This window comes from Anabaenopsis elenkinii CCIBt3563, from assembly GCF_015245355.1.
In the GTDB taxonomy this organism is placed as follows: domain Bacteria; phylum Cyanobacteriota; class Cyanobacteriia; order Cyanobacteriales; family Nostocaceae; genus Anabaenopsis; species Anabaenopsis elenkinii.
In genome coordinates this window covers 2,904,507-2,930,577 of record NZ_CP063311.1, presented here as the reverse complement: position 1 = coordinate 2,930,577, position 26,071 = coordinate 2,904,507, and the positions used below count along the sequence as shown (strand labels likewise).

The 26,071-nt window shown below is 43.4% G+C and carries 28 protein-coding genes; 7 read left to right on the top strand and 21 right to left on the bottom strand.

The window, feature by feature from the left end; genetic code table 11:
- Positions 1–28 precede the first annotated feature (28 nt).
- The 5 genes from IM676_RS12940 to IM676_RS12920 all read right to left on the bottom strand — a co-directional run bounded on the left by IM676_RS12940 (position 29) and on the right by IM676_RS12920 (position 7,023).
- Positions 29–2,455 carry a heavy metal translocating P-type ATPase gene (locus tag IM676_RS12940; RefSeq protein ID WP_200987279.1) on the bottom strand — a complete coding sequence of 809 codons (2,427 nt, stop codon included), beginning with the start codon at positions 2,453–2,455 and terminating at the stop codon, positions 29–31.
- Between the two features lie 72 nt (positions 2,456–2,527).
- A complete protein-coding gene (locus tag IM676_RS12935; RefSeq protein WP_404799846.1) occupies positions 2,528–3,586 on the bottom strand; it encodes an RNA-guided endonuclease InsQ/TnpB family protein in 1,059 nt (352 codons plus the stop codon).
- Positions 3,579–4,169, bottom strand: a complete 591-nt coding sequence (locus tag IM676_RS12930) for an IS607 family transposase (RefSeq protein WP_200987278.1) — start codon at positions 4,167–4,169, stop codon at positions 3,579–3,581. The genes IM676_RS12935 and IM676_RS12930 overlap by 8 nt, the downstream gene beginning before the upstream one ends.
- Positions 4,170–4,465: 296 nt before the next feature.
- Positions 4,466–4,741: a TM2 domain-containing protein gene (locus IM676_RS12925; RefSeq protein ID WP_200987277.1), complete on the bottom strand. Its 276-nt coding sequence runs from the start codon at positions 4,739–4,741 to the stop codon at positions 4,466–4,468.
- A 716-nt stretch (positions 4,742–5,457) separates the two neighbouring features.
- Entirely contained in the window at positions 5,458–7,023 is a 1,566-nt protein-coding gene (locus IM676_RS12920; RefSeq protein ID WP_200987276.1) for a type II CAAX endopeptidase family protein, read from the bottom strand.
- 218 nt (positions 7,024–7,241) lie between these two features.
- Here IM676_RS12920 and IM676_RS12915 point away from each other — a divergent pair, with 218 nt between their 5' ends.
- Positions 7,242–7,919, top strand: coding sequence for a uracil-DNA glycosylase (locus tag IM676_RS12915; protein ID WP_200987275.1), 678 nt, complete (start codon positions 7,242–7,244; stop codon positions 7,917–7,919).
- A gap of 24 nt (positions 7,920–7,943) precedes the next feature.
- On the opposite strand, the gene IM676_RS12910 is transcribed toward IM676_RS12915, so the two are convergent.
- The 3 genes from IM676_RS12910 to tyrS are packed head-to-tail and all read right to left on the bottom strand — an operon-like array spanning position 7,944 to position 10,473.
- A complete protein-coding gene (locus tag IM676_RS12910) occupies positions 7,944–8,507 on the bottom strand; it encodes a hypothetical protein (protein WP_404799796.1) in 564 nt (187 codons plus the stop codon).
- Positions 8,504–9,223: an orotidine-5'-phosphate decarboxylase gene (gene pyrF, locus IM676_RS12905; RefSeq protein WP_200987274.1), complete on the bottom strand. Its 720-nt coding sequence runs from the start codon at positions 9,221–9,223 to the stop codon at positions 8,504–8,506. The genes IM676_RS12910 and pyrF overlap by 4 nt, the downstream gene beginning before the upstream one ends.
- Before the next feature lie 53 nt (positions 9,224–9,276).
- Positions 9,277–10,473 carry a tyrosine--tRNA ligase gene (gene tyrS / locus IM676_RS12900; protein WP_225880359.1) on the bottom strand — a complete coding sequence of 399 codons (1,197 nt, stop codon included), beginning with the start codon at positions 10,471–10,473 and terminating at the stop codon, positions 9,277–9,279.
- A 176-nt stretch (positions 10,474–10,649) separates the two neighbouring features.
- Between tyrS and IM676_RS12895 the strand changes: the two genes are divergently transcribed.
- Positions 10,650–12,575, top strand: coding sequence for a transglycosylase domain-containing protein (locus IM676_RS12895; protein WP_200987272.1), 1,926 nt, complete (start codon positions 10,650–10,652; stop codon positions 12,573–12,575).
- A 59-nt stretch (positions 12,576–12,634) separates the two neighbouring features.
- Here the strand turns inward: IM676_RS12895 and IM676_RS12890 are convergent, their stop codons facing one another.
- From IM676_RS12890 to IM676_RS12880, 3 genes are all read right to left on the bottom strand, one after another.
- Positions 12,635–12,958, bottom strand: coding sequence for a DUF1825 family protein (locus IM676_RS12890; RefSeq protein WP_200987271.1), 324 nt, complete (start codon positions 12,956–12,958; stop codon positions 12,635–12,637).
- 421 nt (positions 12,959–13,379) lie between these two features.
- Positions 13,380–13,811 (bottom strand): NUDIX hydrolase, encoded by a 432-nt coding sequence (locus IM676_RS12885; protein ID WP_200987270.1) that lies wholly within the window; start codon positions 13,809–13,811, stop codon positions 13,380–13,382.
- 45 nt (positions 13,812–13,856) lie between these two features.
- On the bottom strand, positions 13,857–15,185 hold the full coding sequence (locus tag IM676_RS12880; protein WP_225880358.1) for an RNA-guided endonuclease InsQ/TnpB family protein: 1,329 nt from the start codon (positions 15,183–15,185) through the stop codon (positions 13,857–13,859).
- A gap of 25 nt (positions 15,186–15,210) precedes the next feature.
- On the opposite strand from IM676_RS12880, the gene IM676_RS12875 reads away from it, so the two are divergent.
- A complete protein-coding gene (locus IM676_RS12875) occupies positions 15,211–15,357 on the top strand; it encodes a hypothetical protein (RefSeq protein ID WP_200987268.1) in 147 nt (48 codons plus the stop codon).
- A 114-nt stretch (positions 15,358–15,471) separates the two neighbouring features.
- Here the strand turns inward: IM676_RS12875 and IM676_RS12870 are convergent, their stop codons facing one another.
- The 3 genes from IM676_RS12870 to IM676_RS12865 form a co-directional block, all read right to left on the bottom strand.
- Positions 15,472–15,852, bottom strand: a complete 381-nt coding sequence (locus tag IM676_RS12870; RefSeq protein WP_200987267.1) for a hypothetical protein — start codon at positions 15,850–15,852, stop codon at positions 15,472–15,474.
- A 97-nt stretch (positions 15,853–15,949) separates the two neighbouring features.
- Positions 15,950–16,132, bottom strand: coding sequence for a zinc ribbon domain-containing protein (locus IM676_RS20150; protein WP_318780271.1), 183 nt, complete (start codon positions 16,130–16,132; stop codon positions 15,950–15,952).
- Between the two features lie 47 nt (positions 16,133–16,179).
- Entirely contained in the window at positions 16,180–17,142 is a 963-nt protein-coding gene (locus IM676_RS12865; protein ID WP_318780250.1) for an RNA-guided endonuclease InsQ/TnpB family protein, read from the bottom strand.
- A gap of 293 nt (positions 17,143–17,435) precedes the next feature.
- On the opposite strand from IM676_RS12865, the gene folD reads away from it, so the two are divergent.
- From folD to IM676_RS12850, 3 genes are all read left to right on the top strand, one after another.
- A complete protein-coding gene (gene folD, locus IM676_RS12860) occupies positions 17,436–18,314 on the top strand; it encodes a bifunctional methylenetetrahydrofolate dehydrogenase/methenyltetrahydrofolate cyclohydrolase FolD (RefSeq protein WP_200987266.1) in 879 nt (292 codons plus the stop codon).
- A 78-nt stretch (positions 18,315–18,392) separates the two neighbouring features.
- The gene (gene crtE / locus IM676_RS12855; protein WP_200987265.1) at positions 18,393–19,322 is read left to right on the top strand and encodes a geranylgeranyl diphosphate synthase CrtE; all 930 of its coding nucleotides are present in this window, start codon (positions 18,393–18,395) and stop codon (positions 19,320–19,322) included.
- An 89-nt stretch (positions 19,323–19,411) separates the two neighbouring features.
- Complete coding sequence (locus tag IM676_RS12850) at positions 19,412–19,867, top strand: divergent PAP2 family protein (RefSeq protein ID WP_200987264.1); 456 nt, start codon at positions 19,412–19,414, stop codon at positions 19,865–19,867.
- 1 nt (position 19,868) lies between these two features.
- On the opposite strand, the gene IM676_RS12845 is transcribed toward IM676_RS12850, so the two are convergent.
- From IM676_RS12845 to IM676_RS12815, 7 genes are all read right to left on the bottom strand, one after another.
- Positions 19,869–20,540 carry a hypothetical protein gene (locus tag IM676_RS12845; protein WP_200987263.1) on the bottom strand — a complete coding sequence of 224 codons (672 nt, stop codon included), beginning with the start codon at positions 20,538–20,540 and terminating at the stop codon, positions 19,869–19,871.
- 73 nt (positions 20,541–20,613) lie between these two features.
- Positions 20,614–21,672 (bottom strand): RNA-guided endonuclease InsQ/TnpB family protein, encoded by a 1,059-nt coding sequence (locus IM676_RS12840; RefSeq protein WP_404799845.1) that lies wholly within the window; start codon positions 21,670–21,672, stop codon positions 20,614–20,616.
- Positions 21,665–22,255 carry an IS607 family transposase gene (locus tag IM676_RS12835; RefSeq protein WP_200987262.1) on the bottom strand — a complete coding sequence of 197 codons (591 nt, stop codon included), beginning with the start codon at positions 22,253–22,255 and terminating at the stop codon, positions 21,665–21,667. The genes IM676_RS12840 and IM676_RS12835 overlap by 8 nt, the downstream gene beginning before the upstream one ends.
- Before the next feature lie 176 nt (positions 22,256–22,431).
- Entirely contained in the window at positions 22,432–22,761 is a 330-nt protein-coding gene (locus IM676_RS12830; protein ID WP_200987261.1) for an MgPME-cyclase complex family protein, read from the bottom strand.
- Positions 22,762–22,833: 72 nt separating this feature from the next.
- On the bottom strand, positions 22,834–23,640 hold the full coding sequence (locus IM676_RS12825; RefSeq protein ID WP_200987260.1) for an ester cyclase: 807 nt from the start codon (positions 23,638–23,640) through the stop codon (positions 22,834–22,836).
- Positions 23,641–23,747: 107 nt separating this feature from the next.
- A complete protein-coding gene (locus IM676_RS12820) occupies positions 23,748–24,467 on the bottom strand; it encodes a pyridoxine 5'-phosphate synthase (protein WP_200987259.1) in 720 nt (239 codons plus the stop codon).
- Positions 24,468–24,548: 81 nt separating this feature from the next.
- Complete coding sequence (locus IM676_RS12815) at positions 24,549–25,331, bottom strand: ABC transporter permease (RefSeq protein ID WP_200987258.1); 783 nt, start codon at positions 25,329–25,331, stop codon at positions 24,549–24,551.
- An 88-nt stretch (positions 25,332–25,419) separates the two neighbouring features.
- Here IM676_RS12815 and IM676_RS12810 point away from each other — a divergent pair, with 88 nt between their 5' ends.
- Entirely contained in the window at positions 25,420–25,605 is a 186-nt protein-coding gene (locus IM676_RS12810) for an RNA-binding S4 domain-containing protein (RefSeq protein WP_200987257.1), read from the top strand.
- The last annotated feature ends 466 nt before the right edge of the window (positions 25,606–26,071 follow it).

Sequence of the window (26,071 nt, the reverse complement as noted above, 5' to 3'; positions counted from 1 at the left end):
TTCAACCAAAGCCTTATTTTAACTTGGGTTAGGAGTCTTTGATTTTGGATGACCAATTGCGCAATAAGATTGAGTTGGTAACAACACTCACAGAGCTAAAAGCCATTAATGCTGCGGCTCCAGATGGACTAAGGATAAAACCAAAACTGGGTAATAATACACCGGCAGCTAAGGGAATACCGATAGTGTTGTATGCAAATGCCCAGAAGAGATTTTGGCGGATTTTGTTGAAAGTACAACGACTCAGTTGAATTGCAGCCACAACATCATGTAGGCGATCGCCCATCAAGACAATTTCCGCCGTTTCCATGGCTACATCTGTTCCCGAATATAAAGCAATGCCGACATCTGCTTGGGATAAAGCGGGAGCATCATTAATACCATCGCCAACCATAGCTACTTTTGCGGCTGATTGTGTTTGTAATTCTTGGATGAGAGCCGCTTTTTGACTGGGGAGAACTCCGGCTATGACATCGGCGCTATCTAGTCCCAGTGGTTGAGCTATGGCCTGAGCTGCTTCATAGCGATCGCCACTGAGCAACATCACCCGTAAACCCATATCGCGCAATTGCTTGACCGTTGCTTGAGCATCCGTTCTCAGGGGGTCTTGAACGGCAATTAGTCCGGCCAAATTTCCCCCAACTGCTACCCCCACCACTGTTTTACCATTTTCTGCTAGTTCTGGGATCATCTGTTCTGCCGCGTCACTCCAAGTCACCCCATGCTGAGTCAAGAAGGCACAGTTACCTAAAATTACAGACAGACCCTCGACAATAGCAGATACACCCAATCCGGGTTCTGTATGAAAATCTACAGCCTCGGGAATATGTAGATTCTGGTCTTGGGCTGCTTGTTGAATGGCTTTAGCGAGGGGGTGGTAAGTACCATTTTCGACTGCTGCTGCTAGTTGCAGGAGAGAGTAGGGTTTTTCATCCTTCCATTCTCCCATGGGTAGACAATCTGTTACAGTAGGATTACCAGTTGTAAGAGTGCCTGTTTTATCAAATACGACAGTATCTAACTGGTGTACTGTTTCCAAGACATCACCACCTTTGATTAACAGACCCCGTTCGGCACCCATGGCGGTTCCCACAAGAATGGCTGTAGGGGTAGCCAGTCCCAAGGCGCAGGGACAAGCCACAACCATCACAGCGATCGCTAGTTTTAAGCTGGTCAGCAGAGGGGAATAGGTAGAAACCCCATCGATTACCTCTGTATGAGACAGTGGGGAATGGTTCATCATTTCCATACCCCCAGAAACAGTCACATCATTCCAAATGTGAGTACCCCAAAAGAACCAAAAAACAAATGTCAATACAGAGGCGGTCAACACACCATAGGTAAAGTAACCCGCCACAGTATCGGCTAATTTTTGTACAGGTGCTTTACGGGTTTGTGCTGTTTCTACTAGGCTAACGATCTGCGCCAAAGTAGTATCGCTACCAGTTCGAGTGGCGACTATAGCCATTGCTCCTGACTGGTTCAGAGTTCCTGCGGATACCATATTTCCGGGCTGCTTCATCACTGGTACAGCTTCCCCTGTGAGCATGGACTCATTTACCGTTGTTTGCCCAAAGCGCACCTCGCCATCCACAGGGATTTTATCTCCTGGTAGCACTTGCAACCATTCACCAACACGCACCTTCTCGGCGGGAATCTCCACAATATTGGTTCCCAAACCTATTTTTTCTGGGTCTGGGTTGAGAATCAACCGTGCTAGTTGTGGTTGGAGTGTGAGCAATTCTCTAAAGGCTGCGGAGGCTCTTCCTCTGGCCTGTTGTTCTAAAGTTCTACCCAGGAGGATAAAACTCAGCATCATGACTGGTTCGTCAAAGAAGCATTCCCAGCCCATTTGGGGGAATAGCAGCGCGACTAAACTCGCAGTGTAGGCTGTCAGTGTTCCTAATCCCACTAGGGTATTCATATTAGGGGAACTGCGCCGCCATCCCCGCCAACCGTCTACTATAATGGGGCGACCGGGAATGATTATGGCCAATGTTGCCAATCCACAGTGAAACCAGATGTTATTTAAGATTGGTAGTATTGCCCCCCCCATATTGCCAAAATGTCCGATTCCTGACAACACCAGTAGGAGTCCAGCAATGATTAACTGCTGGAATGAAGAACCCATTTCTTGGCGTCTTCGTGCTTCTTTTTGATCTAGGGCGGTTTCTTGGGCTATTTTTCCCCTTGTCTGACGCGGTTGAGTGGGAAATCCGGCTGATGTTAATCGTTGTGCAAGTGTGTCTGGGTCTACCGCACCGGTTTCTGACTCTACCACAGCTACCTCTGTAGCCAAGTTCACACAGGCGCTTTTCACTCCTGGATATTGGGTTAGCTGTCGCTCTACAGCGCTTACACATCCAGCGCATTTCATCCCCCCCACATCGAGGATAATTTTCTCTAAGGTTGGGCTTGGTTCTGGAGTAAGCTGAGTTTTCGGGGTCAGTTGCATGACAAGTGTTGAGTGGGCTAGGAAAATTCAACGCCTTAATAAAAGCGTCCGATACTTTTTTGCTAACATTCACTAACAAATACACTCTTTAAGAGAGGGCGTATCAACCAATGCACGAAGGAAAATCCCCCGCGCACCATTTATGTCCCGGCCCATTACCAGCCCGTCAGATGGAGACTTAACGAATTTAGCACCACCAAGGTTGGGGATGATTTCACCAGTCCAACTGACTGTTTTTGATGTGTACGCTTCGTTCACATCCATCACTACTTTATTAGTCTCAAAAGCCTTATGCTTGAGAAACTGCTTAAATCGGTAGTGAGAGAGTGTTAACATTTGGCGCACTGACTTTGACCTAATCCGTCGTTTCGCCTTCTGAGACATTTGGGATGTTTCAAAGGTTGGCAGTAAAATAATGTCAAAGTTATCAACCAAAAATCGAGCAGTTTTCTTGTGCAATTCGTCTACAAGGTTTTTGATTTTACCCCGCAGTCTACTGGCGGCAAGTTTCATCCTTCTTCTTTGTTTGCACTTGGCTTTAGTGAATTTAGAAATTAACTTATCCAAACGAAAACACAGCTTTTGTATTTGCAAATTAGCAGATGTGCCAATTTCACCAAAACTAGATTCAGAAAAGAAGGTGATAAATGTTCTGATACCGGGGTCAAGTGCTACAACACGTCCTTGGTTATCGGACTTCTGTTGTAGCACGTCCTCTGGAACTGTCAAATAGTAATCACGGTAGGCAAATACTAAACGACAGTCGCCAAAGCTTTGTGGTAAGGCTTCTTTGAAGGTTACCTTACCTAATATAGTATGGTAAATCCCCAAGTCTTTTACGGCAGATTTGGGAATGTAGCAAGATTGTACAGTGTCTTTTCTTGACCTAAATCTAATCTTGCTAACACCACCACCGGTTTTAAACTTTTTCTTGGCATTGCTGATAGACTTACAAGCATCTTTGATGGCGATTGATTTAATTTGATAAGGGACTGATTTACTCCATTCTGGTAGTCCGTTCAATATGTCAGTCTTAATCGCTTTCCAGTTAGCTTTGATGCTAGTGTCTTGCAGCAGTTTGACGGTGGTGTTGTAAACAAACCTGGACACACCAAACCACTGTTTAACGATCTGCTTCTGCTCGGTTGTGAGGAAGATCCGGATCTTCCTTGATTTTTTTACTGTACTTCCTGAGTCCGTGCATCCGACAAGAGAAGACGTGGAGGATGGAGAGAAGATCCGAGGTAAGTTCTGACTCTGGGGAATGTACAGTGTTGTCGAGAACCACGATTCGTCCACCGTTTTGCTTGACCATGTACTCAATAAGCTCGAATCCAAACCTTGCGAGTCTGTCACGACAGGCAACAACAAGCGTGAGCTTATCTGGGCGCATAAGTCTGTCCAGTAAGGTTTGCAGTCCTTTTGTTTTAAAGTTGATTCCACTGCCGATATCTTTGATGATTTCGGCATCTGGGTAGAGTGATTGCATATAGGCGAGTCTACCAAGGTCGTCTCGTTGCTTGGTTGAACTAACTCGGCAGTAGCAGACAAAGGAAGTTCTAGTTGCACCACGGAGGTAGGATTCAATGTGAAAAAGTCTTTGTCCTGCTTCGTTTTTGATGCTTTCAATCTTGCCATTGTCTGCGTACTTCCTTAAAGTGTTTGGGTGCAATCCCAGTTGTTTAACTGCTTCTCGTAGTGGTACATAAGCCATACTACTATATGAGCATTTATGAGCATATGTAATCTATTATTAGTAAATAACTAGCTATTGGCTAACCCCTAATGTTGAATTTTAGTGCCGCTCTTTCTGATATAAGTTATATATATCACAGCTAACACTTGTATGGGCATCATAGCAATCAGACTCTTGCCAAAATAATTGATGTCTAAAATAGACAGGGCGCTGAAGTAGCCCATACCTACCAGCGGGAAGATCCCCCATGTGAGATATTTACGTTTAATTCTTAGCATAATTCTCAAGATAAATTCCCCGGGTAACAGTAACTTTTAGAACCACCCCTGCTTGTTAACAAAGTAGGTATTAACAAAGTCTTCAGAACTTTTGTTTAAGTAGATCATGCCTTCAATCAAACCCACAAGCTGCATAATTAACAAGCTAATACCGTAGGTAAAATAACCTCCAACTAAGGATATAATCAACATGATGCAGCCTTCTGGGGTATATCCCAGGACAAATTTATGGACTCCAAATCCCCCGCAAATAATGCCGCAGTAACCAGCAATCAGTTGTTTAGTTGTTTCAGTGGTATTGAAATTTGCCATATTAGTTCTACTCGATGGAAAGTGAATATAAAACTAAAATTCTAATTGATACTAAAATCCTCAAATATATTTTTTCAGTAAATATATTTTGAAGTTTTTACTAGTCAGATTATGCTCCCATATGCTTAATTAAACTTAGTTGGTGTAGTTTAAATAGCAGATTTACAATCTATTACGGAATATTTATGGCTACCAGGAGATTTAAAAATTATTGTAATTAATATTAACAATTGGTGAATTTTGACTGGATAGACCCCTGTGTTAGCATCTCCCCATTACCTACAAGAAAATGGGGATAAAGTGCAGTTAGTTGTGTTTTGTGGGATAAGTTCTGAAGGTTATGTACCCAAGGTGACGACTTAACAAGCAACTTCTCAATATTTGTAGCAACATTGTCTGATTTGCTAAATTTTAGGCACTGTGAATAAACAGTTTTTGGCAGTGCCGATGAGATTTGCTGAAGATTGATATCCCCTAGGTTATCCCTCGCAATTAATAATTTATACTTTATCCTACCCAATAATCTTTTAGATGCATCGTGATTATATTCTTTGTAGATGCTACTTACTCGTGAGTGAGGAAACAAATTCGCTACACTTAGATAATGAGCGCACAAGAGTAGTAACTGCGTGGGCAATTTCTAGTGCAATTCATATAATATATATGCAAATAAAAGCAAATTGTTGATAAATTATCAACCGTGTTGGGAAGTTTTATTAATTACTACTACCCAGGATAAACAGACTCAGTAGGGTGCCACTATTCCAGAGACTATGGAGAAGCATGGGCGCCAAAAGATTACGCGATCGCGTGTATACTATCCCTAAAACCACACCCAAAGCTGTTAAAGGTAGGATTTCTGATAAACTCAGGTGGGCGATCGCAAACAACAAACTACTGAAAATAATTGCTCCCCACACAGGTACATAACGAGTCAGAGAAGGCAATAAAAAGCCGCGAAACAGCAGTTCTTCAAAAATTGGGGCGGCGATCGCTGCTGTCAAGAAAAACAGCCCCAAAGCCATAGTATCTTGACTTTCTAAAGCTAGTTGCAAGAGGGGATTACTACCGCCCTGACCCTGCCATAATTGTTGATTAATCAGAGACACCAGTACCACTATCGGTACAGCCGCGCAATAACCCCCAAATCCCCATAAAAACCATCTATCCTGCAACCGGAAGCGAAACCAGTGGTCAGGAAGCGGCAAAAAACGCTTAATCGACAAATACAGCACCAACAGCGCACCTGATGCCACCATCATATAGCTAACTAACACCGACCAAGCCTGAAAGCGGACATTGTTAATAGGGCGATCTATGGGTAATAGGGATAGCAACAGAGGTACAAATATTTGACCCATAAAGAAAAAGCCCACCACAAAAACTTGTAAAATGGTTTCTCCACCCCAGGGCGTTGACCAAGATAAATCAGCATTACGAGCCAATAAAGCAGCTTTCCCCTTCAGCAAACGCTGACCAATCAAGAAAACTAGTAATATGAGACCAATTAATGCTGTCACCGTGGGAATTGTGCCAATCAGGGCTAGTTTGCCCACAGCCTGGGTAGCAGCTTCCTGTGCTTCTGCTCTAATTTCCGATAAAGCTGCCTGTCGTTGTTGCAGTTGATACAGTTGAATTAAAGCAGTAGAGCGAAACCAACCATCTAAATTTTGATTAATCAGCTGTTGAGCATTGGGTAAGACTAGGGGGGGAGTACTCCATAGCCCAGTTAACACAGCAGCAATTTCCCTGACTGGATTAACTTCCCCGCTTTGCTGTAGTTCTTCCCAAGTCTGGATGGCTGTATCTGTCTGTCCTTGCTTTGCTTGTAAAATTCCCAGACGTAGGTCTAACTCAGCCCGTAATTTTTGCAGTTGTTGGAATGATCGCTGTAATTTTTCTTGCTTGTCTTGAGGCGAAGCCGGAGTTTGGGGGGGTTCCCCTCCTAAAGGTTTAGGGGGTAGGGGAATAGGCTGAGGTTGAGCAAGTTGGTTTTGAACCTTATCCCAATTTGTTTGAACCGACTCACGCACCTGCTGATATTGCTTGGTAGCACTTTCTAGAGGTTTATCCCCCACTATGGCCGCTTTAATTGCTGAGAAATTATCGTCATTAATATCTTCTGGCTGCCAAGTTTGGGCTTGGAGTGCAATATTAGTTTGGTAGAGTTCCAAAGTTGTCTGAAACTGGGGTTCTTGTAAACTGCCGAATAAAGACGAGACCGACAACAGAACGGCTATCGGTGTGAGGACAAAAAATAAAATTAACTGCTTAATCGTCATCTATTCCCCTTGAACAATTCACCAGGGCAAGGTTTACCCTTTGCTTCATAATCTTTGCAACAAACAGCCGCAAGTTGATCAATATATTAATATTTTTAATATTTTGATGTCAGTACTTGATGCTGGAGTTCGGTTTTATCAATGCCACTGGAAAATGGTAATATCATGACTCAGCCAGCAATAGGGTCATCTGTTGCTAACCTAAAATTTTGGTTTTCATGAGCAGCGACATCCAACTCAACCTTTTTGACCACCCCAACTCAAACCCACGAGATTTAATTCCCACAGACGCAAAAATCCCGATCATACCGGGAACATACAGGAATATGAGTGAGTTGGCGCAGGATTGTGATCACTGTCACCGTTGTCCCTTGGGAGACAGTCGGACTCATGCTGTTGTGGGCCGTGGTCATCTCCAAGCACCAATTATGGTCATAGGTGAAGCCCCTGGTCAAAGTGAAGATGAGACTGGTTTACCATTTGTAGGCAGATCGGGACAGTTACTAGAGAAAATATTAGCATCTGTGAATCTGAGTACTGAACAGGATGTATATATTGCCAATATTAATAAGTGTCGTCCACCACAAAACCGAGTCCCTACCCCTGATGAAATTGCGGCTTGCAAACCCTACTTGTTAGAACAAATTCGCCTTGTTGACCCGAAAATAATTTTACTTACCGGTGCAACTGCGGTTAAAGGTATCATTGGCGATAAACAAGGAATGACGAAAATTCGCGGTCAGTGGATGGAGTGGGAGGGGCGTTTGTGTATGCCGATTTTTCACCCTTCTTATTTGCTGCGTAATCCTTCTAAGGAAGTAGGTAAGCCTAAATGGTTAATGTGGCAAGATATGCAAGCAGTCCGCGCTAAGTTAGATGAAATTACTGCCAACTAGGACTGTTTACCTGAAAAATTTTGACTACTGCGCCCGACAGTCTCGCAACCAAGTTTTGACAGCTTGTGCAACCAGACCGTTACTACTATCCCTGGGGGGAGATACTACCTGCTGTTGGGGATAATTACCTTCTTGGGTAAACATCATGACCAAACGCCAACCAGTGAGAGAGTTTGTTAATAATAGCCAGTGAAACTGCTGTGATTTTATAGCTTTGCCACCGATATACTGCCGATGTAAAGTAGTAAAAAAAACCTGTTCAACGATTGTTGTATTTTGCGACTCATCTATGTTGAGGGGTAGAGGTGCAAATTCAGGTTTTCCCGCGACCAGCATATAGCTATAAATGTCACTGCTTCTACTACGACGACGGGCGCGCTGAGATGCACGATTAGCATAGCTAGGTAAATCACGCAATAGATGGGTAGTTAATTTTTCTAAACTTGTCTGGGAACAAACAGTTTCTTTCTGGTTTAGTGACATGGGTATATGGGCAAATACGGAATTATTCATGGTATTTGCTGTCAAGACTCCCCAGACAACTATAAACCACCAGCGATAATTGCTTCTCCTGACTTTTGCTTTCATGCCAATGTGGTTAATTCCTCAACAATCTGATTCCAGGCTAACTGAGGATCATCAGACCCAGTAATAGGACGGCCAATTACTAGGTAGTCGGCGCCAGCGAGTATAGCTTGAGCGGGGGTCAGCGATCGCTTTTGATCTGCCTTTTGTGCCCAACTGGGGCGGATACCTGGACAAACCAGCAAAAAGTCATGGCCACAAATCTGCCGTAATTGTGCTACCTCTTGGGGTGAACAAACAGCACCACTTAATCCAGACTCCTGGGCCATGAGTGCCATTGCTAAAGCATACTCTGGTAATTCTAGGGGAACTTTCAAATCAATTGCCAGCTGCCGAGAAGAAATACTTGTAAGTAGGGTGATAGCGATTAATTGAGGTGGTTTCACACCCGCCTGTAAAGCCCCTTCCTGTACAGCTGACCGAGCAGCCCTTAAAGCATCTTGACCAGCAGTAGCGTGAATTGTGAGTAAATCCACCCCATAACCAGCAGCAGCACGACAGGCCCCCGCCACAGTATTGGGGATGTCGTGAAACTTTAAATCTAAAAAAATCCGCTTTTGGCGAGACTTTAAAACTTCCAGAATTGCCGGGCCAGAACTAGTAAATAATTCTAAACCCACCTTCCAGAAATCTACCTGGGGTAACCGGTCTACAAGAGCGATCGCACTTTGTAAATCTGGCACATCCAAAGGCACAATAATCTTTTTATGTGTGTTCATCTGTGTACCCTACAGGAAGCAGCGAATGGGTCTACATCTGTTCCCAACTGCCATTAAAGCACTAAACGGACAAACTTATTTTTGCCAACTTGTAGAACCCGCCCGTGTAATTCATTCTCCCCCTGAAAAATGGTATCAACATCAGTGATGCGATCGCCATCTAAACGTACACCACCTTCTTGAATTTTGCGTTTACCTTCCCCTGTACTTTTGCATAAACCAGTCAGATTCAGAAGGTAAGCTAACTTTACAGGAAACTCTGAGACTCCCGCCAGGGAGAACTCAGGAACTGCACCTTCCTTACCGCCGCTTTTGGCTGCATCCTTGGCCTGACTAGCAGCGGTTTCACCGTCGTATTGTCGGACAACTTCCCATGCTAAAAGCATTTGGCGATCGCGGGGATTTGCTGGTAGTGTATCCAAAGGCAAATCAGTCAACAGTTCAAAATACTGAGATAGCAAATTATCAGGAATACCTTGTAACTTCTGATATTTTTGGGCTGGGTGTTCTGACAAGCCGACATAATTATTGAGGGATTTAGACATTTTTTGCACACCATCTGTACCGATGAGAATCGGCAGCAGTAACCCAAATTGGGGTTTTTGTCCAAAATGGCGTTGCAAATCTCGCCCCACAGCAATATTAAACTTTTGATCAGTTCCCCCTAACTCGACATCTGCCTCCACGGCCACTGAATCATAACCTTGCATCAATGGATATAGGAACTCATGCAGGAAAATTGGATTCTCTTTTTTATAGCGTTCTGCGAATCCCTCTTTAGCCAACATCTGTCCCACAGTCATAGTAGAGAGTAACTCGAGAATCTTCCCTAAATTAAGCTGGGATAGCCATTCCGAGTTATAACGCACCTCCAATCTACCAGGGGTGTCAAAATCTAAGATAGGACGCACCTGGTCAAGATAAGTTTGAGCATTGCGTGCGACATCTGCTTGTGTAAGCTGACGTCGCACCTCAGATTTACCTGTAGGATCGCCAATCCGAGCCGTAAAATCACCAATAATCAAAACAGCAGTATGACCAGCATCTTGAAAAGCTCGCAGTTTCCGTACTGGTATGCTATGACCCAGATGAATATCAGCCCCTGTGGGGTCAATTCCCAGTTTGATCCTTAAAGGTCGGTTAGTAGTTAACAAGCGTTTCTCTAAACTTTCACTTTCACTATCAGCATCAGTTGGTTGGGGAAAAACTTCGACTACGCCACGATGTAGCCAAGCAAAATTTTCTTTCATATTCACAGATTCACTATTAACTATGTTGTGTACTCTATAAGAAGACAAGTTGGTGATATTCATGGGCAATTTGTCCGCACTTCAATCTACCGAATTAATATAATGGCAAAAAATTAACCGTCTAGCTTCATTGAATAAATTACAGTTATATTTACAAGTGAGGAAGTAACAAAGCCGTGTCGTCTTCTAGGACTTTGACAAATAAGCAGCCACAACCTCAGGCTGCATCGGGGGTTGAGTTTTTCAAAGGAGTAGGGCAAATAACTGGCTGTACTCTACTGTCAATTACCATGCTGGCAAGCTCCATTGTAGCCGGAGGGCTGGTTGGTCTGGCGATTAGTTTCCGTAACTTGCCAGATGTAAGACAGATGCGTAACTTTTTTCCCTCGGAAACAAGTTATATCTATGACATTAATGGTAAGCTATTAGCTAGTCTTCATGGCGAAGCTAACCGGGAAGTAATGCCCCTAGATAGGATTTCCCCACACCTGAAACGGGCGGTGCTAGCGAGCGAAGATAGTCATTTTTACGATCACCACGGTATCAATCCCAGTGGTGTGGGGCGTGCTGTGGTTGCCAACTTGCTAGCAGGTAGTGTGCGGGAGGGAGGCTCTACCATTACCATGCAGCTGGTAAAAAATTTGTTTTTATCTCACAGGCGTGCTTTTACCCGGAAGTTAGCTGAAGCGGTATTGGCAATTAGGATCGAGCAAATTCTCAGCAAAGAAGAAATTCTGGAAATGTACCTCAATCAAGTTTATTGGGGTCATAATAACTATGGTGTCCAAACGGCGGCACGCACTTACTTTAACAAGTCAGCAGAAATTTTAAACTTGGCAGAGTCGGCGATGATGGCGGGGTTAATTCAAGCCCCAGAAGAATTCAGCCCCTTTGCGAATATGGAACTGGCCAAGCGCAAACAAAGAGAAGTTTTGGGGCGGATGTTGAGCCTGAACTGGATTAGCCAGGAGGAATATGATCAGGCTCTCAACCAAGAACTTAAATTTGGCAGAATCAGGTCATTTCAAGGTAGCGCCTTACCTTATGTTACCAATACTGTGTCTCAGGAATTAGTGCAAAAATTTGGGCGTGAGACACTGATAAAAGGTGGAATGCGTGTACAAACCACTGTAGATACTGATTTCCAAATGATGGCGGAACGAACTGTCAGCAATTGGCATCAAAAATTGAACAGTCAAGGGTTACGTGGTAATCAAATTGCCCTGGTAGCTATCGACCCCCGCACCCAGTTTGTTAAGGCACTAGTAGGGGGTGTCAATTCCCGGACTAGTGAATTTAACCGCGCCACCCAAGCCCAGCGTCAACCAGGTTCTGCTTTTAAACCACTAGTATTTTATGCTGCTTTTGCTACTGGTAAGTATACACCAGATACCATGGTGCTAGATACACCAGTTCGTTATCGAGATGGTAGCGGCTGGTACGCACCGAGAAACTATGATGGTGGCTTTCAAGGATCAATGACAATACGTTCAGCCCTAGCCCAGTCTCGTAATATTCCCGTGATCCGGGTGGGTATGTCTATAGGCATGAATAAAGTAGTAGAAGTATCCCGTACCTTGGGCATCAAGAGCCCCATGGCACCTGTGACTTCTTTGCCCCTGGGAGCTATAGGTATGACCCCTCTGGAAGTAGCGAGTGCTTACGCTACCTTTGCTAATTATGGCTGGAAGTCACCACCGACGATTATGGCCCGTGTCACCGATAGTAGTGGGAATATCTTGTTAGATAATACACCAAAACCACAGTTAGTTCTCGATCCATGGGCATCCGCCGCCACCATTGATGTCATGCGTTCAGTGGTGACTAACGGCACTGGTAGAGCTGCGGACATAGGCCGTCCTAGTGCTGGTAAGACAGGAACAACTTCATCAGAAAGAGATATCTGGTATGTGGGTACTGTACCACAGTTAACAACTGCTGTCTGGGTGGGTAGAGACGATAACAGACCCTTATCTAGAGGTGCAACCGGTGGCGGGATGGTGGCTCCGATCTGGAAAGATTTTATGGAACAAGCTCTTAAGGGTGTACCTTCGGAGGACTTTAAGCCACCTTCTAAGTTTGAGCGTCCTAAGGCACAATAATCAGCAGGGATTTTGCATTAACTGGCTATGCAAAATCCCTGCTAAAAAATTTAAATTCACTATTGCTGTTTTTCTAGTTCGGTTTTCATACGCTCTAGGGTCAGATGCATTTGCTCAAACATCTGTTGGGGAGTGACGCCAAATTGACCTAATTGAGTCTTGAGTTGCTCGACGGTCATCTGCGCCATAAAATCCTCTGACAGCTCGAATCGCTTCATAAAGATGCGATAGCGATCCATCATAGCTTCCATTTGCTGGATGAATAGCTTTTTGCCCTCACGATCAAACTTGCCGTAGTTGCTGCCAAGTTTGATCAGTGCTTGATAATCCTCAAACAGCTGTTTTGCTTCTTGCTGAACTATGTCAGAGTCAAAGAATCCCATTTTGATTTTATTCAACTGAGCATTGAGACTCAGCAGCTTATATTTTTGCCTCTATAACTATTTTAGTCTAGAGGATGAAGATCAAAAAGTAGTTTCGGCTTAAGTACGGTTTTTTACCGGAATTTCAACACTTGACTATGTGTTGAGACTCCCACGGCTAAAAGCCTGATCAGCTTCTGTGCTGTGATTTGGTGTATTGACATACTCACCGATCTTGAAGTATGGCTTACGCCACGCTACGCTATCGGTGATTCTTGACAGTTCACAGTAACTCGCTGCCGAAGCAGTCTTATAGTCACTTCCTGTCCATTTAAAGTCGTGCCGATGCCCCATTCCGACTGTAGCATTTTAGCTTTTTGTTGTTTTCTAGGCAAGTTTTTTTCCCAGAATCAAGAAAAGCCGTCGTAGAACAACGGAGTTTTCAACCCATTTTTTCGATAAAATCTAGTATGGTCTGCCTATGTATATCCCCTATAGGTCTGATTTGATCTGCTATTGGGGAATAACACCGCCCTTGGTAAATATCTTCAGGTGTTAATAATCCCATGTCCCAGCCTTCGTTTAAAACTAGTTGATTTAATTCGACTAAGAGTGGTGCATGAAAGACATGACGAACTACAGTATCATCTGCATAACAGCGGAATTGAAAAAATTGTGGCATGGTATAGCCGATTTCTTCCATCACTTCTCGCTGGAGTGCTGCATCTGGGGTTTCACCATCTTCGAGATGACCACCGAAGAGCCCCCAGTAACCAGGGTAGAGAATACCAGGGATATTATCTCGCAGTTGCATGAGGAATTTATCTTGTTGGTAAAGAATTGCGATCGCTACATGAACTGGTTGCTCACTCATGGATTTTTCTGGTTGACCTCTCCCCGCCATAAATGGACGGGGATTCTAAACTGTTGCTACCAGAAGGGCTAAAGCCGCTTCCCTCCGCTTTTTAGTTTTGGTTTCCCAGATGCGATATCTGGTAGCGAGGGTCAAAACTCGCCTACAGACCTTGACCAGATTTAAATCTAGTTGTGTCTCTACTTTGCGAAGAATATTCGCAGCACCATTCAAATCAGCGTTGATTAATTCACCTGCACCAGTGCAATATATTCCGCGATTTACTCGTTTTCCACTTGGTATCCACCCTTCAGGTTTTGCGCCGAAAATAGGTAGAAAGTCACCATCTAAAAAACTAGCTTTACTGGTGTAGGACTCTTCAGTTTCAACAAATTTGATGCTGTAGTATTCGCACAGTTGTTTAACTCGTTCCTTTAATTTAGCTGTTGGTATTTGTACAAAAGATTGAGTTGTTTTACCCAACTTTGCTTCTTGTCTCTGTCCTTGATTCCACCCAAAAACAACTGTACCAATTTTGTATTTAATGCAGTAGTCAACAACTAATCTAGCTGCTTTATTTACAGCATCTCTCACTTGTCGGTTACGCTTTTCTGTGATATGGGCTAGTTGTTCATCCCAGTATCCTTGTGGTTTACCTTCCTTTAAGGTCGCAATACGCTTGTTATACCATTGGTTAAGAGATTTAATTTTGCGTCCATCAACAATAAAACTAGTTCCAGTATTAGAAACACAGCTTAACCAGTTGTTGATGCCGGGGTCAATAGCTAGAGCATACTGGGGATTAAAATTAATTTTTGGTGATGACTTTTGCTCATAGACAAATTCGGCATAAAAGCATCGGTTTCTTGGTAGTATTCTTAATTCTTTAATATCTGCAAACTTTAGGTTTGAAGGCATCGGCAGCAAGAAACTATCAAGTTTAAACCAACGTTTAACAGTACTACCCAGCGGTATTTTTATATGATCACCAACAAGTTTCAATGCTTGCTTGGGATAAGTCACGAGTGCATACCCTGCACCTTTACGATATTTCGGCAGCTTGGGCTTAAAATGCAATTTACCTTTGCTGTACTTCTTATCTAATTCCTTAAAAGACTTAAATGATTCTGCTACAGACCTCAAAATTTGTTGTGCTGCTTGAGAGTGCAAAACTTGATAATGTTTATTGGTCTTATATTCTTTCTCTAAATCGTACTTACCAATCAACTTACTAGTTTTGAAATATAACTGACGAGCGTAGTAGATACCACAATTTGTCAGTTTATGGGACTCTGAGCAAATAAACTCAAGGACTGCTCTAAGTTCATTATCTGGGTTAACTAAGTTTTGCTGACATCCATACATTGTTTTCACCTCCTTGATATATACTAACATTAAATACTAACAATGTATGTCAATTATGAAGGGAAAAACATTAACAATACGTCTATCTGAGCGGAGAAGAAATAAACTTTATTTATATGCTGCTCAAAAAGATAAAACTATCACTGCTTTGATTGAAGATTGGATTGATAGCCTAAAACTCGAAGGGGACACAGCAGACTGAAGCCTGCCAAGTCGCGTTTCATCCCCTGTCTAAAGCACGAAGTACGCAACTGCGTTGCTGCTTCTCAGGGGCTTTCACTCTCCCGCCAAGTTCTGGTAATCTCTGGAAATAATCTTAACTTTCCTCTAGATAAACTTCCCCAAACTCTTGGTCAGCCAAGGGAATGCTCTTGTAGTTAACTTTACCCCTAATTAGGACTTCCTGTCCTGCTTGGAAATGGGGTTGATGGGTAATTACCCAAATTTTGCCAGTGGAGTCATGAATTTGATATGCCCATTGGTTGACTAAGGGAACTTGCCTTTCTACCTTACCTCGGATATAAAGTATATTCGGCATATCTGTTGCAGGTTTAATTTGTTCAATGAGGGTAATATTTTTACCAATGCTCCCATTATCAGTCTTTAATCTGGATGTGCTCAAGGAACTACAACTACAAAGTCCTGCTAGAAATAACAAAGCAATACTGCAAGTATTAAAGTTTTTTCTTAGTTGCATAGAGTCAGTTCCCGTGGGTAAATTGCTAGTTGACACTCCCCACGGCTAGAAGCCGGGGGATTCTTGCTTCACGGGGATTCCAATGAATTTACCCGCGCTAACGCGCCGCTCCGCTAACTGCAAGCATCTTGACCGTGTGCCCCACGGCTGCAAGTCCGCGTATAGCGACTACCTGAGCGGCTACAACATCTCTATCTGTTGTATACCCGCAATTTGAACAAACATGAGTACGCTCCGACAGTTCTTTCTTACCAGTCTCAACTCCACAGTTAGGGCAGATTTGGCTGGTTTTACGTGAGTCTACCTTTTGAAAATAGACATCGCGCTTTAAAAACAGGTTTGTTGAAGGATTTTAAAAAACTGACCAAATCCAGCATCCAGGCAATGTTTACCTAGGATTGAACGGGATAAGCCAACTAAATTTAAATCTTCCACAAACACCATCCCGGCGTTGTCACAGATTTGATGAGACAACTTTCTGTGCCAATCTTGACGACAATTAGTAACGTACTCATGTAATTTCGCAACTTTTTTTTGTGCTTTGTGCCAATTGTTCGAGCCTAACCGTTTTTTGGCAACACTCTGTTGCAGCAATTTCAGCTTGCGTTCAGCATCTCCAAAAAATCTCGGACGTTTGATTAAAAGACCATCAGAAGTTGCTATAAAATTTGTTAGACCGACATCTATTCCTACTGGTTCCCCATGTGGCAGAGGTTGGGGTATGGCTACATCCCACTGTACTGTTAACATGACGTACCACCCAGAGGCACGCTTAACTACACCCGCCTGTTTAATAACCCCTCCATCTGGAATTGAAGGGGATTGACGGACTTTGACCAACCCAATTACAGGTAATTTTACATACCTATTGGTTAATGGGTTTACACCTAATTGAGAAAAGGAAAAAGAACGCATTCGCCCCTGTTTCTTAAATCTGGGAAAGCCATGATTTTGTTCCCACATACTAACAAAAGCTTTTTCTAGTCGTCTTAATGTTTGCTGCAAAGATTGAGCATTAACAGGTTTTAAATACTCATTTTGCTTACGTGCAACAGTTAGAGACTTACATTGACTTGCAAATGTGGGACGAGGTGTATCAGCAGGGATAATGTAACAACTATGAAGGCTGCAAGCATTTACCTGGCAACTACGAGACTGATACCAGTTTTTACGCTCTGCCAAAGCATGATTGTAAAACCGTCGATGGGTTTCTAACCACTCTTCAAATATTGCTATTTGTTTTTGAGTTGGTTTAAGCTTAAATTCGTAGGTCAGATTAAACACTTGCATCACCTCCTAATAACAATATACCTTGAAGGTAATATTTTTCCAGACGATTTTTAGGAATGCGACCCAAGTCTCTAGCGCACTACACCCCCATAGTTAGAAACCAGGGGCACTGTGCGCGTTTTTTGGTAGAGGGGGATGATTCTTCCATCCTTCCCTGTTCAGAGGAGAAAGTTAATCTGAGAAGATAAATAATATGAGTATATTCTTTTAGATGGAAAAAACCCTATGAAACTCAGGCGCAATGCCTAGGGTAGTTATGTTACGAAAAGTAAAAACGCCTCACAGCCTTGACAATGAACACAACAATGGCAAAAATTCTCGACGGTAAAGCCTTAGCTGAAAAAATTCATCAAGAAATTTTAGCTATTACTCAAGAAACACAAGGAAAAATTGGGCGGCCACCTGGGTTAGCTGTGTTAATGGTGGGGGATAACCCAGCATCAGCTGCCTATGTACGCAATAAAGAAAAAGCTTGTAGCAAAGTTGGTATTGCTTCTTTTGGTAAGCATTTCCCCACACAAACAACCCAAGGAGAACTGGAGGAGGTAATTGCTAGACTCAATCAAGATGAACGTGTAGATGGTATTCTTGTGCAGTTACCTCTCCCTAGCCACTTGGATGCTGTAGCCCTGCTGAATAAAATAGACCCAGACAAAGATGCTGATGGTCTGCATCCAGTTAACTTGGGGCGACTAGTACGGGGAGAGGCTGGTTTACGCAGTTGCACCCCGGCTGGTGTGATGCGACTATTGCAGGAATATAAAATTTGTTTACAGGGAAAACAAGTAGTGGTTGTGGGACGCAGTATTTTAGTAGGTAAACCAATGGCCTTGATGCTGCTAGAAGCTGATGCTACTGTCACTATTGCTCACTCGCGATCGCTCGAACTTGGTAAAATCACCAAGAATGCTGATCTGATTATTGCCGCTGTAGGCCGCCCAGGATTAATTACTGGGGAGATGGTCAAACAAGATTCTATTGTGGTAGATGTTGGTATGAACCGTGTTACAGATACCAGTGGCAAAAGTCGGTTAGTGGGAGATGTTGACTGGGAATCAACTGCTAGTGTAGCGGAATATATTACTCCAGTTCCTGGTGGTGTTGGTCCCATGACTGTTGCGATGTTGTTACAAAATACAGTCAGCAGTTATTTAAACAAGGTAAATTGTTAACACTTAACAGTTAACAGTTTAAAATTGTCACGGATAAGACAAACAACCAACCAGCCCTAAAATTGAAGGAATTGAAGAATGGTAGCAGCTGACAACCTCCAGACAATGAAAGAGAAAGCCACCTTTAACCTGGAAGCCTATCTCCAAGAGCGACAAAAGCTTTGTGAAACTGCTTTGGATCAGGCCATTCCTATGATGTATCCAGAGAAAATTTATGAATCCATGCGCTACTCGCTATTAGCTGGAGGTAAGCGTTTGCGCCCCATTCTGTGCCTTGCTGCTTGTGAAATGATTGGCGGTACAATCTCCATGGCTATGCCTACAGCTTGTGCTATGGAAATGGTACATACAATGTCTTTAATTCACGATGACCTACCGGCAATGGATAATGATGATTACCGTCGTGGGAGGTTGACAAATCACAAGGTTTATGGTGAAGATATTGCGATTTTAGCTGGTGATGGCTTGTTAGCTTACGCCTTTGAATTTATAGCCACTCAAACCCCGGAAACGGTTTCTAGAGAGCGGGTTTTACAAGTAATTGCACGTCTGGGCAAAGCCTTGGGGGCGGCTGGCTTGGTAGGCGGTCAAGTAGTGGATTTAGATTGTGAGGGTAAGTCAGATATTTCTCTAGAAACCTTGAACTTTATTCATAACCACAAAACAGCCGCCCTTTTAGAAGCGAGTGTGGTTTGTGGAGGAATTGTCGCGGGGGGGTCTTCTGAAGATATACAAAGACTCTCTAGCTATTCTCAAAACATTGGTCTAGCATTCCAGATCATAGATGATATTTTAGATATCACGGCTACCCAGGAGCAATTAGGTAAGACCGCAGGTAAAGACCTAATTGCTAAAAAAGTTACCTATCCTAGCCTGTGGGGACTGGAAGAATCACGGTTGAAAGCTCAACAGCTAGTGGAAGCAGCCTGTCAGGAATTGGAAACCTTTGGGAAATTGGCCCAACCACTGCAGGCGCTGGCTTACTTTATTACCAGTCGTAATCACTAAGTGAAGTTGAGATTTAGGATTTTGGGTTGCATGAAAATGTTTCCTCAGAAAATAATTGCCGCTAAATTTACTAACCGAACCGAAAGACCATGCAGGACATAGGCCATATTTTAGATAACCGGGTGCTGCTGGTTGCTCTGGTAGCTTGTTTCATTGCTCAAGCATTGAAGCTTATAGTTGATCTGGTCAAACATCGGAAACTGAATGTACGTGTTTTAGTTACAACTGGAGGTATGCCTAGCGCCCATTCAGCTTTAGTCACTGCTCTGGCTGCTGGTGTGGGAGAAAGTCTTGGTTGGGCATCGGCTGAGTTTGCTGTGGCTACGGTTTTCGCCATCATAGTTATGTATGATGCTGCCGGAGTCCGCCAAGCTGCTGGCAAACAAGCTCGTATTCTCAATCAAATGATTGATGAATTATTCCACGAAAAACCAGACTTTAGTCAAGACCGTCTGAAGGAGTTACTGGGACATACGCCGGTGCAGGTGATAGCTGGCTCGGCTTTGGGGCTAACCATCTATTGGTTAGCTCGGTCCGCTTACTAGTTTATAAAGGCACAGATGAGCGTAGTAACATTACCTTATTGCCATCTACTAAGATGGCAAAAAAACCGCTTTCGTTAAGCTTTTGCAGTTTTCTGTATGCTTGTTGTAGGTTGCCAGTATGAGCTGCCAATAAGTAAGGGCGTTGTCCGTAGGAAGCAAAACCTATGTTACCCCCTACTAGCTGTTGTATACTAGTTGCCAGTTCTGGGCGGTTGAAATAATCTACCAATACAGCATAACCATCTCCTAGTAATTGGGGATTAAAGCTGACTGTACGAGGTGGAGTTGGTGGTGGTTGAACTGGATCTGAGACAACATCACCTGCTGCTGCTCTTGTACTGATGATAGTAGATAAGCCCGCAATGTTCTTGACATATCTTGCCCAACGATTGGCATCATCAATTTTCTGAAATCCCCCTATGCGTGTGACTGTATTGGTGAGATATCGGCAAGTTGTAGCTGGGATTTGATTTGGCAAGGCATTACGCAGCTGTTTATAACTATCTGCTGTAGGACTGACTACCAATAACAAATATTCCCCAGGGCGGGGAAGTTCGCAAACGGGAAGATTTTCTTGGGCGGCCACAGAAGTCATGCTACCTATCAAGCTGGCTGTAGCCAGTGTTAATGCAGTAAATAAAGTATCAAATTTCTGTATAAATTGGAGAGGCATAAATAGAATTTTTGAGGGGTAAAAAGGGGTTGAAGCCAAGAAAGTAGAACCGATACTTTTTTGCTAACATTCACTAACAAATACACTCTTTAAGAGAGGGCGTATCAACCAATGCACGAAGGAAAATCCCCCGCGCACCATTTATGTCCCGGTTCATTACCAGCCCGTCAGATGGAGACTTAACGAATTTAGCACCACCAAGGTTGGGGATGATTTCACCAGTCCAACTGACTGTTTTTGATGTGTACGCTTCGTTCACATCCATCACCACTTTATTAGTCTCAAAAGCTTTATGCTTGAGAAACTGCTTAAATCGGTAGTGAGAGAGTGTTAACATTTGACGCACTGACTTTGACCTAATTCGTCGTTTCGCCTTCTGAGCCATTTGGGATGTTTCAAAGGTCGGTAGTAAAATAATGTCAAAGTTATCAACCAAAAATCGAGCAGTTTTCTTGTGCAATTCGTCTACAAGGTTTTTGATTTTACCCCGCAGTCTACTGGCGGCGAGCTTCATCCTTCTTCTTTGTTTGCACTTGGCTTTAGTGAATTTAGAAATTAACTTATCCAAACGAAAACACAGCTTCTGTATTTGCAAATTAGCAGATGTGCCAATTTCGCCAAAACTAGATTCAGAAAAGAAGGTGATAAATGTTCTGATACCGGGGTCAAGTGCTACAACACGTCCTTGGTTATCAGACTTCTGTTGTGGCGCGTCCTCTGGAACTGTCAAATAGTAATCACGGTAGGCAAATACTAAACGACAGTCGCCAAAGCTTTGTGGTAAGGCTTCTTTGAAGGTTACCTTACCTAATACAGTGTGGTAAATCCCCAAGTCTTTCACGGCAGATTTAGGAATGTAGCAAGATTGTACAGTGTCTTTTCTTGACCTAAATCTAATCTTGCTAATACCACCACCGTTTTTAAACTTTTTCTTGGCGTTGCTGACAGACTTACAAGCATCTTTGATGGCTATTGATTTAATCTGATAAGGGACTGATTTACTCCATTCTGGGAGTCCGTTCAATATGTCAGTCTTAATCGCTTTCCAGTTATCTTTGATGCTTGAGTCTTGCAGCAGTTTGACGGTGGTGTTGTAAACAAACCTGGACACACCAAACCACTGTTTAACGATCTGCTTTTGCTCGGCTGTAAGGAAGATCCGGATCTTCCTTGATTTTTTTACTGTACTTCCTGAGTCCGTGCATCCGACAAGAGAAGAGGTGGAGGATGGAGAGAAGATCCGAGGTAAGTTCTGACTCTGGGGAATGTACAGTGTTGTCGAGAACCAGGATTCTTCCACCGTTTTGCTCGACCATGTACTCAATAAGCTCGAATCCAAACCTTGCGAGTCTGTCACGACAGGTAACAACAAGGGTGAGCTTATCTGGGCGCATAAGTCTGTCCAGTAAGGTTTGCAGTCCTTTTCTTTTAAAGTTGATTCCACTGCCGATATCTTTGATGATTTCGGCATCTGGGTAGAGTGATTGCATATAGGCGAGTCTACCAAGGTCGTCTCGTTGCTTGGTTGAACTAACTCGGCAGTAGCAGACAAAGGAAGTTCTAGTTGCACCACGGCGGTAGGATTCAATGTGAAAAAGTCTTTGTCCTGCTTCGTTTTTGATGCTTTCAATCTTGCCATTGTCTGCGTACTTCCTTAAAGTGTTTGGGTGCAATCCCAGTTGTTTAACTGCTTCTCGTAGTGGTACATAAGCCATACCACTATCTGAGCATTTATGGGCATATGTAATCTATTATTAGTAAATAACTAGCTATCGGCTAACCCCTACCTTCAGGGTAGGTATTGTACCTACCCTAAATTTTCTTTTCTTTTAGTCCCCAAAAATATCAGGACTAAAGTTATCCGGAGGAAAGTCAAGAATATAACAGTATATTAAGAGACATAGCTCAAAGATGCTAAAGCATCCGAGATAGTCTCAGAAGGAGCCTGAAATTCTCCTGTAATCACATACTCAAATCGCAGTTTTAACCAGGTAATAAATTGGGGGTTGGTAGAAATAATGGCGGCGGCGGGTTGGGGACACTTGGCTTTTATCTGTGCCATTTCGGGTGCTTCCAGGAAAGCTGGCTGCTTGACTAACCAAAAATCAATTTCTTTTTCTTGTTCATGGTAGTATCGAGTCCGCTCCTTGAGCACTTCTGCGGTTGGTTCTTCGTGTATGAGAAATTGCTGACTTGCCAAAACGTAATAATATGTTTGCATTTTTCAACCTTTGCTATTGAATAATTTGAGGAAGATGCACCACTGTCACCCTAAAAAATAATTAAACCGGAATTACCTGATTAAGGCACTAAATGGACAAGCACTGGGTTTTCTCGGCTCAGTTTTGGCCTTTTCTTGCCCATACCACAATTTTTGCAGAAAACTCCAAAAATTTGCTGGTTTGTGCTGTGGTGTGGCACAGTCCACCCGATCGCGATCGCCAGTTTCTGGTTTTCCGCTGGCTGTCAGCTTCTCCAAGAACTTGGTGTTGTCATAATAGTGTTCTAAGGAGAGGATTTTCAAGTCATCGCTCAGACGGGCTATGCTCATACCGATGACTTCTATGGTTTCTCCTGTGGGTGCGTAGTCCTTATATGCACCTTTAAAGTGTCCCCAATGTCGCCACTTAAAAGCCACAGTGGGGGGTGCTGAAAACACCTCTAACACTTCCCAGAGAAATCCTTCGGGAAATGCTGTATGGAAGAGGTTTGTGGATGTTTCAAAGTTTTCCTCAGCAGCTTTGTAATGTTGAGTATTACCAATCAAGAGCTTGTAAGTCCCTGACTCTACCACATCTGATACAGTGTAGCTAGGTCCTCCATTGGTACTCATGCGGAACTGATCATTGACAACTGATATCCACTGCTGGGGGTTGGTTTTGAAGTTAGCTTCTACATCAAAAGTTCTCACCAGGTTTTGCACTATAGCCTCTAGTGAACCTTGGGGATGATGATGGGTACTTTCTTTAGCCAGATTCTCGTTGGAACGGGTATAGTCGGGAAACTTACCATACCGCCATTCGATATTTGTACTTTGTTCTAGTACTTGATCTCTGTGCAGTACCCAAAGGGGGAGACTGTTAGACTCTGTTGAGGTCATAGAAGTTTTTGCTTAAAGATGTAACTCCAAATTTGTGGATTTCGCAGTTCCAACCCCTCTGATTTGAATTTATACTAGATGCGAGCCATTCCTGTCAGTAGATATATTTACAGTCCCTGTATGGCTTGTTTCATTTCGCGGACTGCTCTTTCCATTCCTACTAATGCTGCTCGACTGATAATGGTGTGACCAATGTTGAGTTCTTCCATTCCTGGTAATGCAGCTACGGGGTAAACGTTCCAGTAGGTAAGTCCATGGCCAGCATTAACGCGTAAGCCGGCTTTTATTGCTTGTTCACATCCGTAAGCTAATAGGGCTAGTTCTTGCTGGCGATTTTTTTCGTCTTTAGCCTCAGCGTACTGGCCGGTGTGCAGTTCAATAAATTGGGCTTTTACCTTGACAGATGCTGCAATTTGTGCATCTTGTGCGTCAATAAATAGACTCACTGGAATACCGGCGCTTTGCAATTTATCAACTATTTCTCCTATTCTAGCAGTTTGCCCGGCAATATCTAGTCCGCCTTCTGTGGTGACTTCTTCCCGCTTTTCTGGTACTAAAGTCACGTAGTCGGGTTTAATATCAAGGGCAATTCTCACCATTTCGTCGGTGGCGGCCATTTCTAAGTTGAGGTGCGATCGCACTGTCTGGCGTAATAGTAACACATCTCGGTCTTGGATATGGCGCCGATCTTCCCGTAAATGTACAGTAATTCCATCTGCACCCGCTAATTCTGCTAGTACCGCCGCTGCTACGGGGTCTGGTTCCACTGTCCGTCGCGCTTGACGGATGGTGGCGATGTGGTCAATGTTAACGCCTAGTGTAGGCACCCTTGTATCTCCCTATCCATAATCCATAAGCTTTGATTTTAACGGATTTTAGCATGGCAGCAAGAAGCCCTATCATTGGCTCTAACTGGAAGCACTGGTATAAAAGCGCAAAGCAAACCGCCAAAAGGCACTGGAGAGGTAAAATAGTACAATGGCTAACACTCCAGCACCTATAGACCAGTTAATTTCACCCCTACCCAGCATGGTTTGGGCTGGTATTGTAGTTAAAAATGCCACTGGTACTATAAATGTAAAGAAAAAGCGGTAAGCTGTGGGATAGGCTACCATAGGATATCTACCGGCTTCTAACAAACCCCGCAAAACTTCTGTAGAATTGTAGATTTTTACAAACCAAATGCTAGTAGCACCGAGGATAAACCACAGGCTATAAAGAATTACAAAGCCAAATAACAAAGGTATTGCACTCATGAGGTAATTATTGATGCCTAACCCCAGGTTCGTACCTGCATAGCCAATGACAATACTACCAAAAACTAAATCTGGTAGTCCCCAGGGTGACAAGGTGTGAGTGGAAAGCCAAAACTGACTGCTGATAGGTTTGAGGAGGACAAAATCTAATGTACCTTCCTGGACATGGCGGACAATGCGATTCAGGTTTGGGGCTAAAAAGGTAGCTGCAAACCCTTGTAGTAGGGTAAAAATTCCCAAAACTAGTAAAGCCGCTGACCATGACCAACCGGTAAAGGTGTAACCAGTACGGTAAAATAAGAAGAGTCCGAATAGACTACCTGCAAGATTACCCAAACTACTGAGGGTAGCTATGAGAAAATTCAGGCGATACTCCATTTCAACGGCGATCGCGGTAGTCCAAAATAACCCTAGTACTTGCCAATATCTTCTCATCTTGCACCCTCAAACCCATATACAAGAAAGGATAGCTAATCCCTAGGCATCTTGGGTATAGGTTGAAATATTTAACCAAGTTAACTAAATGATTAAACTCGATCAGTTTTTAAAGTTTACGGGTATTGCCGCAACCGGAGGACAAGCCAAGCTAATGATTATTGATGGTGGCGTCAAAGTCAATGGTATGGTAGAAACCCGTAGAGGACGCAAATTAGTATTAGGGGACAAAGTGACAGTCGAGGGGAAAACCTTTGAGGTTGACGTGGAGTGACATATTCCTAATCTGTTGATTAGGAGTATCCAAGACAATCGGGCGATCTGCTTCTTGCAGCAAGCAGCGCTGGCGCTATCGCCTAGGAGACTCTTGGCTTTAAGGGGATGTTTGTCAAGTCATGATTAGTCTATCAACAACTATTGCTTGACCCCACCCTAACCTTCCCCTTGTAAGGGGAGGGGACTGGATTTTATTGTTTTTTGTGTGTTCCCTATTCCCTGCTCCGGTGTTCCGGTGTTCCGGTGTTCCCTAAGATAAAAATTACCTGTTGAGAACTTATTAAACATTCTCTTAGAGGATGTTTGATAAGTCATGATTAGTGTATCAACTATTGTTTCACCCCACCCTAACCCTCCCCTTGTAAGGGGAGGGGACTGGATTTTATTGTTTTTTGTGTGTTCCCTATTCCCTGCTCCGGTGTTCCGGTGTTCCGGTGTTCCCTAAGATAAAAATTACCTGTTGA